At 42.6% G+C, this 14,183-nt stretch carries 12 protein-coding genes and 1 pseudogene; 4 read left to right on the top strand and 9 right to left on the bottom strand.

Annotated features, from left to right (window positions below; genetic code table 11):
* Positions 1-20: 20 nt before the first annotated feature.
* From WA1_RS19290 to WA1_RS19270, 5 genes and pseudogenes are all read right to left on the bottom strand, one after another.
* Positions 21-602: a cupin domain-containing protein gene (locus tag WA1_RS19290; RefSeq protein WP_026134495.1), complete on the bottom strand. Its 582-nt coding sequence runs from the start codon at positions 600-602 to the stop codon at positions 21-23.
* A gap of 153 nt (positions 603-755) precedes the next feature.
* A pseudogene (locus tag WA1_RS52920) lies at positions 756-1,022 on the bottom strand (AhpC/TSA family protein); the annotation flags it as partial.
* 536 nt (positions 1,023-1,558) lie between these two features.
* Entirely contained in the window at positions 1,559-2,026 is a 468-nt protein-coding gene (locus tag WA1_RS19280; RefSeq protein WP_336389810.1) for a peroxiredoxin-like family protein, read from the bottom strand.
* 338 nt (positions 2,027-2,364) lie between these two features.
* Entirely contained in the window at positions 2,365-3,468 is a 1,104-nt protein-coding gene (locus tag WA1_RS19275) for a hypothetical protein (protein WP_017741926.1), read from the bottom strand.
* Between the two features lie 245 nt (positions 3,469-3,713).
* Positions 3,714-4,184, bottom strand: a complete 471-nt coding sequence (locus tag WA1_RS19270; RefSeq protein ID WP_158516660.1) for a hypothetical protein — start codon at positions 4,182-4,184, stop codon at positions 3,714-3,716.
* 107 nt (positions 4,185-4,291) lie between these two features.
* Between WA1_RS19270 and WA1_RS19265 the strand changes: the two genes are divergently transcribed.
* Positions 4,292-4,489, top strand: a complete 198-nt coding sequence (locus WA1_RS19265) for a hypothetical protein (RefSeq protein ID WP_017741929.1) — start codon at positions 4,292-4,294, stop codon at positions 4,487-4,489.
* Positions 4,490-4,633: 144 nt separating this feature from the next.
* A complete protein-coding gene (locus WA1_RS19260; RefSeq protein ID WP_017741930.1) occupies positions 4,634-7,153 on the top strand; it encodes an NACHT C-terminal helical domain 2-containing protein in 2,520 nt (839 codons plus the stop codon).
* A gap of 99 nt (positions 7,154-7,252) precedes the next feature.
* Here WA1_RS19260 and WA1_RS19255 read toward each other — a convergent pair whose 3' ends face one another.
* From WA1_RS19255 to WA1_RS58145, 4 genes are all read right to left on the bottom strand, one after another.
* On the bottom strand, positions 7,253-8,758 hold the full coding sequence (locus WA1_RS19255; protein WP_017741931.1) for a phenylacetate--CoA ligase family protein: 1,506 nt from the start codon (positions 8,756-8,758) through the stop codon (positions 7,253-7,255).
* Between the two features lie 94 nt (positions 8,759-8,852).
* A complete protein-coding gene (locus tag WA1_RS19250) occupies positions 8,853-9,236 on the bottom strand; it encodes a type II toxin-antitoxin system VapC family toxin (protein WP_017741932.1) in 384 nt (127 codons plus the stop codon).
* Positions 9,229-9,477, bottom strand: coding sequence for an AbrB/MazE/SpoVT family DNA-binding domain-containing protein (locus WA1_RS19245; protein ID WP_017741933.1), 249 nt, complete (start codon positions 9,475-9,477; stop codon positions 9,229-9,231). The genes WA1_RS19250 and WA1_RS19245 overlap by 8 nt, the downstream gene beginning before the upstream one ends.
* 286 nt (positions 9,478-9,763) lie before the next feature.
* Complete coding sequence (locus WA1_RS58145) at positions 9,764-9,916, bottom strand: hypothetical protein (protein ID WP_169886874.1); 153 nt, start codon at positions 9,914-9,916, stop codon at positions 9,764-9,766.
* On the opposite strand from WA1_RS58145, the gene WA1_RS19240 reads away from it, so the two are divergent.
* Positions 9,857-11,560 (top strand): serine/threonine-protein kinase, encoded by a 1,704-nt coding sequence (locus tag WA1_RS19240; RefSeq protein WP_017741934.1) that lies wholly within the window; start codon positions 9,857-9,859, stop codon positions 11,558-11,560. The two genes, WA1_RS58145 and WA1_RS19240, sit on opposite strands and share 60 nt — an antisense overlap.
* A 96-nt stretch (positions 11,561-11,656) precedes the next feature.
* A complete protein-coding gene (locus WA1_RS19235; protein WP_017741935.1) occupies positions 11,657-13,855 on the top strand; it encodes a serine/threonine-protein kinase in 2,199 nt (732 codons plus the stop codon).
* The last annotated feature ends 328 nt before the right edge of the window (positions 13,856-14,183 follow it).

Raw genomic sequence — 14,183 nt, 5'->3', positions numbered from 1 at the left:
TTCTACAAAGCAGCTCGGATTTACCAATACTTGACCAAGGATTTTTCCACACCCAGCCACTTAGCCATTTGAGCCAGTCTTTTGACCATTGATTCTACAAACCCAGGTACGTCAGCCATCACCAAATCTGCTTTTTCAATCAATAAAGCAAATTGCAGAGGATTCAATGGCATTCCAGTAGAGTTAACCTTACCATCAATTGCCAAACCGAACATCCCTCTGATAAACTGCTCGAAGGATGCACCCGATCGCACTTCAGTTCTGTAGGTCGTCCAATTGTCAGAGGAGTTGCGAAAACTGTGAAGCATTCTAGGTGGAACGTAAACCACTTCTCCGGGGCGCAAAATTTTAACATTGCCTTTTGCTCCCAACTCCATTTCTAATTCGCCATCCAACACCTCAAACGTCTCTGCCATGCCTCTATGATAGTGAAGTGGAGCACCGTGCGCCCCAGGTGGCAAGTCAAAACAACACTGAAAGTTCTCGTGGTGATTGCGGAGAGAGGAATGCGTAATTGTCATGCGGTCACCTGTGACTGGGTTGGTGATGACTTCGGGGGTCACAATTACATTTGTTGTAGAATTTAGTTTTGTAAAGGTCATGAGAAAGCTCCCTGCGTATTCAGCGTTTGGTTTCATTTGCGTTTCAACTCACACTTCAAGAATACGCAGTGCATCCTTAAAACTCATTGACCAGTCGTGCCGTAAAATTGACTCAATACGCCAATAAGATTGCTACATTTCTTCAGCTTTCCTCTACAGACTTTGGAGAAAAGATAGGGGATGACTCATATCAGCAGCAAAACCAAGGATGGCGCGATCTCGATGTTCGTAAAGCAATTCTCCTTGAGCATCAAACAGGAAAGTTGCTCCTCGTTGGGTAAGATAGGCAGAATTGGGAACATATGTCTTCCAGTTACTCAGCACTTCTCCCATATTCCGCAATCGCAAAGTTGCTAACTCAAACGGGCGCTGAAAACCTTTACCACCTGCCCATTTGAAGAATGAACCTTTCAGTGGGGGCTGGTAACTGTCACTTAATTACTACCCACATTTACCCAATACTCCCCTTTTTGAGAAGGTTCGTTGACCTCGTTAACATCAGGGTCAAACCAGCTTCTGAACCAACCTTAATATTTGTTAACGGACGAAAAGTTGACTTTCTGTCAGCGATTAATTTATAATCTTTTCTGAACCAAGACATGCGAGAAACGCTTTGCAGATTTTGGGTCAAACCAAATACTCGTAAACACGTCTTTGCATACAAGTCAAGGTTTAATAGCAATACTAGTGTAAGCATTGGTATTGTTAGCTTTCACCCAATCTAACAGGTTCTACTGGCGACGCCTTGGTTGACACAGGTTTTCAAGAGATAACCAAAGCTCAGGCACAAGGACGAGGCTTCTACCTCCGTCAGTTAGTGAAGGTGTGAATCCTTCAGGGTAGGAGGAATTGACCGCTATTCCTCCGGTTTGACCAGATTTATCCACTTGTGGGTAATTTTGGGTAGACATTATTGAGCGGCAAAGGGGGAGCCTGAACGATTTCTTCATCGCCAATTAACTGAGGCGATCTTGCATCGCCCCTATATCCACGAAATACTCTGCTAGAGTACCAGGGCTACCAATTCCAGCACACATCAACATGAGGTTGAGCCAAGCATTCACTCCGGACGATAAACCAGGTATTTTGAGGGATAGACCTTCATACAGGTTGAGCGTTTGATGCAGTTGGGCGGTGGGATCGACAAACAAACAATCTGCCGGAAATCCAGTATAACTACAGAATCGCTCACCAGAAGTGCGATTCCCAATTCCCACGGCTCGGATTGCTATCCCTTGTGCTTGAAGGCGTTTGGTATCTCGTCGCAACCACCAAGCATATTCAAGACTGTCGAAATCTCCTAATTGTGGCAGTATTAGCACCAGCTGCTTTAGTGAGGATTCGCAACCGCTCAAAATATATACAACGGCTCCATCACTCACTCGTTGGCGTTCGGTTTGGCTCAAAATGCTATTTGTACTCATCAGCTACCAAAGATTAATTCTACTTTATCGTAAGTCTTTGTATTTGATGCGATTTCCTTGTTTGTGAGTTAAGTAAGCCTCACCCATCGAAACCACTGTTGCCAGGACGGTTTTGAATTAGGATTATCTAACTAATTCAAAACCGTCCCTACAGATTCATCTGATTTTATCTGAAGGAAGAAGTTTGAAGAAAAGACCGAAGTAGGAATTTCTATGCCTCCGCCACGCTACACGAACAAACTTCTTCAAATAGGGGAAAACCCCAAAGCCTATGCGTTGCTCGCATTATCTTGAGTCAGAATCACCATATATATGCCCCCTTCTTCCTTCTTCTTTCTTCAAGAGGAAATTTCTAACGCAAAGTCATCACCACCTTTAAAATTAAACTCTGCCCGATAGGAATATTCAATTTTCAGTGTATAGTCTGCACTATTAGGACTATTGGTTTCTATTACTATTTCCCTCAAGATTTCTCCAGAAGCTTCAGAGTTATGAGAACCAATGGGCAGTAAGTCACCAAAGGCTATTTCTATGGATGGTTTAATCGTAACAGCTGGCGTTCCATCGGCTAAATTGAGAATGGGAGTTCCATCGGTTTTTAGCACTGCCGATACCACGGCGGTTAAACTTCTAAAGGTGACATTTGAGTAACAGTTAGACGCTACGATCGCAATAGTTTCCGATCCCTGCATCGCTAATGGCTGACGATTGCTCCTTAACTCGAAACATGGTAGTGGCTGCTGAATCTCTAACTGAATCCCAACTGGACGGCTATTGCAAATTATTTTTTGAAGAATCTCTGTAAAGCCACCAATAGAATCGCGATCGCTAAACGCTTGTCCGCCTGTTTCTTTAGCTAATCTGGCGTATTCTTGCTCCAAACTATCTTTAAACTTGCTCTTGGTGGTACCAAAATAAGTATGAACCTTCACGAATGCCTGCTGAGCTTTTGCGATCGCCTTATTTGCAGCAATAATATCTTTCTCTTCCGTTCTATCTCCTCCTGCTTCGAGGGCTTCATCTCCCAAATAGAAAATCGCTCGGGCTGCACCCGGTCGCCAATTAAAATGAGTTGAGATATCTTCTACAGTCCGAGCCGCATCTTCCTGCGCTCCCGCATCAGGTAATTGTCCTCGTTTTCTGGCTCGCAGGTCTCCTTTGGAAACTTGGCACTCTGTCAAGAGATAATCCCTTACTGTGCGATGAAAATTTGTCCCTTTCCAAGTACCTTCAATTCCAAGCCAAATGACTCTCAAATCGCTTGGACAGCTAGAAGAGGCGCTAGCAATAGCTGCTGTTGCAGCATTGCTAAGGTCGTTCGCTTCATCTTTCATTGAAGGGCTAGTATCGATAACGACTACCAAATCCACAGGCTCGCTTGCTGTGGCGCTGTCGATTTTGCAAGGGCGCACAGTGGGAATGATTTGTTGTGTTTGACTCATATCTTAATATGCACTATGATTGTTTGATATGGATTCCTGTTATTTTGGCACAGACCAAGAACGAATTTCGCCGAAGGTGACAGGAAGACGGGTACTCAAAAAAGGGGTCACTCTTCAACAGGTTTCCTGATTCGATAATACTTATATTGACAAGTGTTAATTAACAAGTTGACAGTTAGAAGAGAAAAAGGTGCAGTTGCGACAACTGCACCTTTTTCACTGCTTGATGATTTGACAGCAACCTTCTAGAAAGTCTTTTCAGATACCAAAACATTATCCGTGTTAAGAGTGGCTTTCACCTGTGAAAAGCTCCGACCAATTCCAACGCGCACCTGACGCGGTTCATACGTAGTTGTTGGATTCCACAAGAGCCGTGCTGCTTCAACATCGTCTAGATAAAGCTCCGCTGTTGTCTCCCTCGTACCGACGCGCCGCAGATGGAGTTTCCAATGACGACAACTTAAAGGCACAATCACGAACGTACTATTACCGCCCCTGCTTCTATCCGGTTGCTCAGCTGCAATCCCTGCTAGAATTGACCCCGAACTATCTGTACGTACACGAGCTGCTGCGCTTAAATTAGTACCGTCAAGAGCCCAGAAGTGTAAAAAGTAGACTTGCTTGCCTTCTTGTGAAGTTAAGTTGAGAGTAGTTGGTCGAATATCAGCTTCGACAACCCACTCAAAGCGATCGCTCTGCCTACAACTGCACGGCAATTGCAAGTTTAATCGCGCTTATTTGATAACACTTATCCGGAATAATAATTTATACATTTGTAGATTTTTACAAGTACTATTTTTATATCGCCATCTCTGTAAAAGCTATGTACATTAGTATTGCAGACGACCTCAAGAAACAATTTCATGCAGCTTGCGCTCTCAAAGGGCTGAAGATGAGCCAAGTCGTAGCAGAGTTAATTGAGCAATGGGGGAAAGCTCATGATACTTCTTTATCTGAGGTCTCGGCTCATGGTGTTAAAGACAAAGTAGTCAAGTCGATTCTCAAAAGTTGTAATTCGTAGTTCGTAATTCGTAATTAAAATTACAATTATGAACTACGAATTACGAATTATTCGGTCAAGGGGGATTCAGCACTAAAAAAGAACTCAGCAACAACATTCTCAACTGACTCTAGCTTTTATATTTAAGTAATTTATCTGAAAAATATGAACTTATCTGGTCAGCAACGTAAAAGATTAAGAGATGCCTTAATCAGTGCTTTTCCTAATTATTCATCACTAGAACAATTGTTAGATTTAGATCTAGACAAAAAACTTAACCAAATCACTCAAGATAGTAATTTACAAACCGTTATCTACCAATTGATACAAATAGCGCAGGCTCAGGGATGGCTTGTTGACTTAGTTCAAGCTGCACGGAAAGAAAATTCTGGAAATTCTGAGTTAGCAGCTATTGCCCAAGAATTGTTGCTACTAGAAACACCCCCTATTTCCTTTTTTATTTCTCAAGCATTTGCTCATACTGATATTGACACTTTAGTGCAAGAGGTTCGTGAAAAAATAAAACCTAGTATCCAAAAACGCTGCGGTACTATACGGGTACTAGATATGACTAAGCCTATGGAATTAAATAGCATCTACGTTAATGTAAATATTTTAGAGAAAATCACCGGATGTAAGTGGTTAGAAATTGAGGAACTACTGCAAAACTTCGATCCGGAATCAGATAGCTTTGATCGCTCTGGACTCAGCAAGATAACTCAAGAGCGCGTTCTAGCATTAGAGGTGGTAGAACATCATTCAGCGTTAATGGTTTTGGGGAAACCGGGAGCAGGTAAAACAACTTTTTTAAAGTATTTAGCTATCCGATGTATAAACGGTGAGTTTCAAAGCGCTCGGATTCCCTTGTTTATTACTCTCAAAGAATTTGCTGAAACCCCTCAACAACCTGACTTAAAAGAATTTATTATTCAGCAATTACTTAAGCTATATAACAATTTTATAACAGATGATTTAATAATTGAACTTATAAATTATGGCAAATTTTTGATTTTACTAGATGGTTTAGATGAAGTTAGGGAGGAAGATAGTAGCCGAGTTATCAGTCAAATTCAGCAATTTTCTGAGCAATATTACAACAACCAGTTTGTCATTACTTGCCGAATTGCAGCACGAGAATACACTTTTGAACAGTTCGTTGAAGTTGAAGTAGCTGATTTTAATAATGAACAGATTTCAGACTTTGTCAACAAATGGTTTCAAGTACAAGAAGATGCTGTTAAAGCAAAACTCTTCATGCAAAAGTTGCAAGATAGCCAACCAATCAAAGAGCTAGCAACTAATCCCCTACTATTGACTTTGCTATGTCTAGTTTTTGAGGAGAGAGCTGATTTTCCGACAAATCGATCGGAGCTTTATAAAGAAGGATTAGATGTGTTATTCAAGAAATGGGATGTCAAGCGCAACATTGAGCGCGATCGAGTTTACAGAAAAATGTCTTTACAGCGCAAAGAAGATTTACTTAGCCAAATAGCCTTCAATACCTTTGAGAAAGGTAAATACTTTTTCAAGCAGAAAGAAGTTGAAGAGCAAATTACTATCTATATTTGCAACCTCTTTGACGTTAAGACCTCCGATTGGGAATTGCAAATGGATAGCGTTCAGGTGCTAAAGTCAATAGAAGCTCAACACGGATTACTAGTGGAAAGAGCTAGAGGCATTTACTCTTTTTCCCATATCACTTTTCAAGAATACTTCACTGCGAGAGAGATTGTTTGTAGTTCTCATCAAGAAAAGGCTTTAAAAAGTTTAGTTAGCCATTTGACTGAAAAACGTTGGCAAGAAGTTTTCTTATTGACAGTTGGAATGTTAAAAAATGCAGATGATTTGTTACAGTTAATAAAACAGCAAATTAATACAGTTTTAACAGGTGATGAAAAATTGCAGCAGTTCCTGACTTGGGTTAATCAAAAATCCCGTTCTGTAGAAACTCCCTATAAAGCAGCTGCGATTCGAGCTTTTTACTTCAACCTTGAATACGCCCTCGCCCTCGCTCTCGACCACAACCGCGATCTTGCTCTCGACCTTGCCCTTACCCACAGTCTTGCCCTCGACCTTGCCCGCGATCTTGCCCTCGACCTTGCCCGCGATCGCGACCTTGCCTTCGATTTTACCCTCGACCACAACCACGACTTCATTTTTGCCCGTGCTCGTGCCCGTGACCGTGTCCGCGACCTCACTCTTGACCGCGACCTCGCCCTAGCTCTCGCCCTAGCTCTCGCCCTTACCCTAGCTCGAAACCACAGCCGCGACCTGACCCTAGCTCTCGACCATGACTTTACCCTCGACCTCACTCGCGTCCTCACTCGCGCCCTCACTCGCTTTGAAGATCTCACTCACACTTTCGCCCGTGAGATCGATCTCGAATTGCAACATAAGCTACAACAGCTTAAAGAGCAATTACCTGACACGTCTTATGAAAACAGGGAAAATTTTGTATGTTGGTTGCAGACAAACAGTTACGTTTGGACTGAACAACTTAGAACTGCGATCGTTCAACATCGCAACATTGGTTATGACTGGCAGTTCAACGAACCTCAAATTGAACTCCTCAAGCAGTACTACTATGCAAATAAGCTGCTAGTTGATTGTCTAAAAAGCGATTGTTACGTTAGTCGGGAATTGCGCCAAAAAATCGAGGATACATTGTTATTTACCGAAAGATGACAGTTAGTTGACATTAAAGTGCTCTAGCCACGCGATTACAGAAATCCGATCGCACAACTTAATTGTTAGGCGGTTGATTCCCAATCTTTTAACAATTTCTTATTTTCTAGTATATCTATGTTTAACTCCAACAGGAAAATATTCAGGGTCACCCAATGGTGCTAAAGCAACTTGCGGCATTTGGTATTCTGGAGGCACGTAGTTAGAGAATTCGCTATTGAGGCGTTTTAGCTGTTCGAGAATAGAAGATGCGATCGCTTGTTTTTTCTCTTCACTTTCTTCTATACCTGGTGCCAACTCCACAACTACAGATAAGGAGCGATTTTTATCTGCATCTTCCTTCACCTGCAACACAAATTTACCCGTCACCCATTCTCTGATGACTGCTTGCTCTAATCCCACAGAAACATTTTCTGGATAAATATTCGCTCCAAAATAAGAAACTGTAAAGTTAGAGCGTCCGAAGACATAAACAAACGGTAGCGAACGAATACCTCGTCCACCATTTTTGTGCAATTCTGTAACTGGATCGAAGCCCCATTTAGCTAGAAACTGCAGCATAGCATCGTAATGAACTATACCTCCATTATCCAGTATATTATAACGCACGAGAGGGATGCCGTTGTTTCCTGAAAATAACAACGTGCCATCTTTCACTTCAAAAAAGCGACTGATGGGGTCATATTGTACTAGTGTCGGTAAACGCGATTCACCAAACAAATCTCTTGCTACCTCTGGATTGTTTGCTAAAAAGCGCCGAATACAAATACTTAAGGGTGTCTCATTGCCCAATACCCCTGCATCTGCCGTACCGTAGAGAGATGCCGAATCATAGCAGAAATTACGGGAACCGAGGCGATCGCCTACTAAACTACGCCATTCCTCACTAAACACCTCTCCCGCCATAACCAACTTTACCTGATATTGCTGCCACTCAATCCCACGAGCTATGCCAGTATCAATGATATCTTTTAAAAATGGTGGGTATCCCAACAAAACAACCTGCTCAAAAGCCGAACCCAGTTCCTGCACGACTCGAAAAATCTCTTCTTTATTATTACCAGGAGTAATCGTAGTCATGGGATAACCTTTGCTGGTAAGATAACGACAGCAATTGGCTGTAAACATACCACCAACCCAGGTTCCCAGAGTGAAACAAATAACAGCGAGAGTGCGTTTGGTATCTGCGGAAAAACTATCATGAAACACCTGCTCAAAGCGGGTTACAATTTCCATTTCATCAGAGAAAAACCGAGGCCAAAATGTGGGTTTCCCTGTAGAACCAGAAGAGACTGCGATCGTGTCGCACGTTTCTAGCTGTCCGTGACGACATAAGTTAGCTAAAGAGTAACGCTGCAAGTAATTTTGTTTTGTAAGTTCTGGAAGCCTTTGGAAATCCTCAGCAGTTTGGTACTCATCAGGAGCGATCGCGTGTTGTGCCAAGAAATCTTTGTAAGCAGGTACGTTACCAGCCACATCGTGAAATAATGCCAAGGCGGCTGCGGAAGCATCCGTGTTGATATGTTGCTGGAGGAGTGAGTCTAAGGGTGTAGTTAAAAACTCTTGAAATGCCGTAATAGCACGTTGCTGTTGTTCTACCTTCATTTCCAACACTCCCTCCGCTTTTTATATAGCTACAGATTTAATAGCAGTAGATACTTTATGGTAGCTAACTGCTAAGTAGATGGGATCGCATTAGTTAACGAATCACCCGCACATTTATCCCCAAATTTAAATCAGCCCAAGTTCTATCGGTGGTTAGTATTGGCAAATCCAAAGATTTTCCCAGTGTTAAGCAAGCTCTATCACCAAATGATAATCCAGCACTTCTCGTTAGGGGACGTAACATCCCCGCACGATAAGCCATTTCAGTATCAAAATTAATAATTTCTAACCCCAGAGTACTGATAACTTCCCTGACTTCTACCTCTGGCATTCCACTATCAGCAAGTTTTGCTACGACTTCGCTCAAATTGACACTACTGATGACAGCTGTGGTCAAGACATTTAGTACAATTTCGCTACCAGGTTCATTGTTTAACAGTGCCAAAATAACAGAAGCATCCAAAACATAATTACTCACTCAAATTCTCCTGACGGCGTTCTGCTACGAGTTCATTACTAAGCGATCGCCCTTCAGGAATATATCGACGTACTATTTCTTGTGCTCGTTTCACAGCTTGTTTCAGCGTAAAAATTCTCATTTCTCCGTCCACTAGTTGAATCATAACTTCGTCACCTACTTCTAATCCTAGTTGCTTGCGATACTCAGATGGGATTACAACTCTACCACCTTCAAATATTTTTGTCTTAATGGCTTGCATATGACATTTTTTTGAGACTATAGGTTTTGAAATTATATCCCATAGTTTTTTTCACTGACACCGCAACAAATTTCCACTTTGTCTGCGACAAGAACAGTCAGAAGCCCTTAACACTTTTTCTTCTTCCTCCCAACTTCGCTGCTCTACCTAATCTCTCCGCGTCTTTGCATCCCTCTGTCTCCGCGTCGCACTTCAAGCGTGCCATTCGGCGGGGACGCCCACCTCACTCCATGTGGTGTGGTCTATGAATCTGAAAACTGCTGTAATAAATCTCCTCTGCAATCGCTTAAAAAAGTAGAAGGAGAAAAGCTAATATGCGTAAATGGAGATGACCGCCTTGTAGCCATTCATAAAAATCTTTGATATATCCTTCAGCACCATGCACGTCTATTGCAGCAAAAATCACGCGAATAAAGAGGGGAACCGCTTTTGCACTCAATGCGGAGAACCATTGCCTCTTGCACCAGAGCAGGTTGTGGACAATCGATATCGAATTATACGTCATTTGGGGGAGGGCGGTTTTGGGCGCACCTACGTAGCTGAGGATTTAAAGCAGTCTCCACAACAGTGCGTGCTGAAGGAATTTGCACCCCAAGTTGAAGAACAACAAGATTTACAGAAAGCAAAAGAGCTTTTTGAACGAGAAGCTAGTGTTTTGAAACAACTACAGCATCCCCAGATTCCACGTTTTCATGAATCGCTGCAAGTGAAGTTGGGTAACAAAGATTTTTTCTTGCTGGTGCAAGACTATATAGAGGGCGATAACTACTGGGATCTCTTACAAGAGCGTAACGAACAGGGGCAAACCTTTAGTGAAGAAGAAGTTGTCAAACTGTTGCACCAACTCCTACCTATATTATCTTATATTCATTCTCGCAATGTGATTCACCGCGATATTTCTCCTGATAATTTGATTTTGCGACGTACTGATAGTATGCCAGTGCTAATCGATTTTGGTGCCGTCAAACAATTACCCGCTTCTAAAGGTTTTTGGTTTACTCAACTCAGTGGAAATCGCACTATTTTAGGCAAAAAAGGATATGCTCCAGAAGAACAATTGCGTCAAGGGAAAGCTTTTCCTTGTAGTGACTTATACTCTTTAGCTGTGACTGCACTCGTATTATTAACAGGGAAAGAACCGCAGCAACTTTACGATACATATGACGGAAATTGGCGTTGGGGAACAGACATTCAAGTCAGCCCAAAACTGGAAGCAGTGTTAAAAATAATGCTTGCCTATAAACCAAGCGATCGCTACCAAAAAGCCGACGAAGTTCTCAAAAATCTACAACTATACGCCCCTGCTAAACCAGTAAGCACCCATCAAGCGACAAAAATCAAAACAATGGTGGTTGCTCCAGGACGAAAACCCATCAGAACTATTATTACCAATCTTCATAACAGAACTCAAGCAATTGCCCAAACACTCCCTTTACCTGCTTGGCTTCGTCCCTTTGCTTTAAGCCTTGTAGGGACAAGTGTTGTTCTGTTAACCTTTGCTGGGACTTGGGCGCTAGTCAATGCCGTTATTGCTACAGTATCATCCATTACCATACCAAGCATTTCTTTACCAAAATTACCGGATGGTTCCAAACCTGCGACTAATCCCTCAACCAACAATGAAGGAAACCGGATAAATGCGATCGTGAGTCGTCGCCAGCAGTTAGGAATTTCAGACGCCTATTTTACGCCAGCAGTAGATAAAATTTTTTATACCAAACATCCTGAAGCCCAAGGACGTGCTCTGACAAGTAATCCAGAAGATGCAGCTTTAAGAAATAACTGGTATCGTATTGCCGAAGACTTGCTAGATAAGTTAGAAAGGGCAGAACTTGGCACCAGAGCTAGGAACAAACTAGGAAAATACACTGGGGAAGATTACCAAACTTGGAGGAAACAAGCAGAATCAGGACAATTAGGAGACTATAGTATCGAACAACTTACCAAAGACACGAATAAAAAATTTGATAGATTATTTCCAGGATTGCGCCGTAGCAATGAGAAACTCGAATCCCAAACATACGGTCAAATTTGGTATGCACTAGCTGCCGATCGAGTGAGTAAACTAGGGAATAGGGAGTAGGGAGTGGGGAGTGGGGAGTAGAAAAAACCACTAAATACTAACCCTTATTCCCTATTCCCTATACCCTATTCCCCATTTCCCATTCCCCATTCCCTTATGTATTGTTCCAAAGGACATGAAAATCCCACAGGTAGCCGCTTTTGTCTTCATTGCGGTGAAAACTTAGATAGCCAGGTGAATCTTGCTGGTATTCAACCGGGACAAACTTTGGGCAATCGATATCTTATTGTGCGTCAACTTGGTCAAGGAGGATTTGGACGCACGTATTTAGCTGAAGATAGTAATCGTTTTAGCGAACTTTGTGTTTTAAAAGAATTTTCACCTCAAGTTCAAACACCATACGTTTTACAAAAAGCGGAAGAACTATTTCAACGGGAAGCCACTGTTCTCTATAAGTTGCAACATCCTCAGATACCCCGCTTTCGAGAATTATTCCGCAATAATATAAACGGGAAGGAATACTTATTTCTCGTACAAGATTATGTAGAAGGGCAAACTTACGGTTCTCTATTGGATGCTAAAAAACAACCAGGTTTGCGATTTTCAGAAGCAGAAACGCGTTTGCTGTTGGAGCAAATTTTGCCAGTTCTACAGTACATCCATTCTATAGGAGTTATTCACCGCGATATTTCTCCAGACAATTTAATGCTTCGCCACATTGACCAATTACCAGTTTTAATTGACTTTGGTGGTGTCAAACAAGTCGCTGCAACTGTTGAATCACAGTATTATCAACAGGGTGCTGTGGTATCTCCTATACCACCTACACTTTTAGGTAAGGCTGGGTATTCTCCTCCAGAACAGATGCAGACAGGGTTAGTTGAACCTCACAGCGATTTGTACGCTTTAGCAGCGACGATTCTCGTTTTACTGACAGGCAAACAACCACAAGAATTAATTGATACTCAAAGTCTCACTTGGCAGTGGCGTCAGGAAGCTAATATTACCCCTTCCTTAGGGATGATTTTGGATAAGATGCTGTCTCCAACACCAGGAGTCCGTTTCCAAAGTGCGACTCAAGTCCTGCAAGCACTCAACCCAATCCCTGTTGTTTCCCCACCATCACCGCCTTCTCCCCCACCAGCACCACCCCAACGTACAGAACAAACCGTAGCTATATCTCCCCCTCTCCCCCTCTCCCCCTCTCCCCATTCCCCTATCCCCCCCTCTTCCCCTCTCCCCTTATCTCCCTCCAAAAGCTGGTGGACTCCTGCGAAAATCATCGTCATAGCCGCAGTATTAACGATAACGGCTGGTGTAGGTTTTTGGGGAGTCACTCAGTTAATCAACTCTTCTTCCGATGGAATTTTGTCATCAGACGATCCCAAGTTACCCGCAGAAGAACGACAGCGCAAAGCAAGGCTTGAGGAACGCCGCCAGCAATTGGGGATCGATGTCAAATTTTTAAACGATGTCGTCAATCAACTGTTTTGGGAGAAAAACCCGAATTTACCCAAGCGCATACTGACAGATTCTCCAGATGATTTACAATTGAGAGCAGAGTGGGACGCAATTGCAGATGATACCCTCTCCAAAATTTCTGTCTTGAGTTCTGGTTCACGCAGAGAGTTAGGTAGTTTTACGTCCGCAGAACGCGATCGCTGGAAAGTGCAAGTCAATCAAGTTAATGTTGGGAGCCGTTCTTTATTTGATTTAGGAGATGCTGCTTTCTTTCGGTACTTTCCACAACAGCGAGGCAAAAATTTTATTGACCAACCGATTGGGCAAGTATGGCATGGATTTGTAACTGATAAACTGAATGCTATTTTGGCTGGAAGTGCTTTTAGAAAAATTTCATTTCAAACGGGGGCTACGAGTACCAGAAGAAAGGGGACTTTAAAACCAGGTGAAGGTCAAGTTTTTATAGCAGACCTTCGGAAAGAGCAGCTGATGGAAGTCAAACTGAGTGCAAGCCTCAAAATTTTGCTTTCCGTTTACTCTCCTAGTGGCAATCTCAAAATTTCAGAAGATTCACAAAAACGTAATTTATCTCTTAAACTTCCGGAAAGCGGATTTTATGAATTTGTTGTTGTGTCTACAGCCTCAAGAGACGCCTTAGATTATACGCTTACCATTACAGCAACAGCAGAAGATCCTACCCCACCTCCAACTCCTACGCCAATACCTACACCTACCCCAACACCTACATCTACCCCAACACCCACAGAGACACCTACAGAGACACCTACAGAAACACCAACATCTACTCCAACACCTACAGAAACACCTACGCCCACACCTACAGAAACACCTACATCTACTCCGACACCCACACCCATTCCGTCAAATATCTAAAATTCAAAATAATATTTTATAACAAAACCCTATACACAAAATCACTTCTTATGTGCCATAATTGCCGTTCTGTGCATAACTGCACAACAGCTGCTTAATTACAATAGGTGACGGCATTCATCTCATCACTTTCCTATGCCGGAGGCACGCTGCGCGAACGCGTAAGTGAGAGGCTTCTGCCGGATTCATCTGTCTAGAAAATAGGGAGTAGGGAGTAGGGAGTGGGGAGTAGGGGGTAAGAAATTTTTCATTACCTCGTTGTGGGCAATTGCCCGTGGGAGTCTAGCTTGAAAGTAGCGAAGGTGTATTTAATGCCAGGGGGTTATTT

It is taken from the genome of Scytonema hofmannii PCC 7110 (assembly GCF_000346485.2).
GTDB classification, from domain to species: Bacteria; Cyanobacteriota; Cyanobacteriia; order Cyanobacteriales; family Nostocaceae; genus Scytonema; species Scytonema hofmannii.
This window is presented reverse-complemented; position numbering and strand designations above follow the sequence as displayed.

What these genes read in the sequence shown, in the direction of transcription:
- WA1_RS19290 (WP_026134495.1), bottom strand. Translation starts at nt 602, where the DNA reads ATGACCTTTACAAAACTAAATTCTACAACAAATGTAATTGTGACCCCC.
- WA1_RS19280 (WP_336389810.1), bottom strand. Translation starts at nt 2,026, where the DNA reads ATGAGTACAAATAGCATTTTGAGCCAAACCGAACGCCAACGAGTGAGT.
- WA1_RS19275 (WP_017741926.1), bottom strand. Translation starts at nt 3,468, where the DNA reads ATGAGTCAAACACAACAAATCATTCCCACTGTGCGCCCTTGCAAAATC.
- WA1_RS19265 (WP_017741929.1), top strand. Translation starts at nt 4,292, where the DNA reads ATGTACATTAGTATTGCAGACGACCTCAAGAAACAATTTCATGCAGCT.
- WA1_RS19260 (WP_017741930.1), top strand. Translation starts at nt 4,634, where the DNA reads ATGAACTTATCTGGTCAGCAACGTAAAAGATTAAGAGATGCCTTAATC.
- WA1_RS19255 (WP_017741931.1), bottom strand. Translation starts at nt 8,758, where the DNA reads ATGAAGGTAGAACAACAGCAACGTGCTATTACGGCATTTCAAGAGTTT.
- WA1_RS19245 (WP_017741933.1), bottom strand. Translation starts at nt 9,477, where the DNA reads ATGCAAGCCATTAAGACAAAAATATTTGAAGGTGGTAGAGTTGTAATC.
- WA1_RS19240 (WP_017741934.1), top strand. Translation starts at nt 9,857, where the DNA reads ATGCACGTCTATTGCAGCAAAAATCACGCGAATAAAGAGGGGAACCGC.
- WA1_RS19235 (WP_017741935.1), top strand. Translation starts at nt 11,657, where the DNA reads ATGTATTGTTCCAAAGGACATGAAAATCCCACAGGTAGCCGCTTTTGT.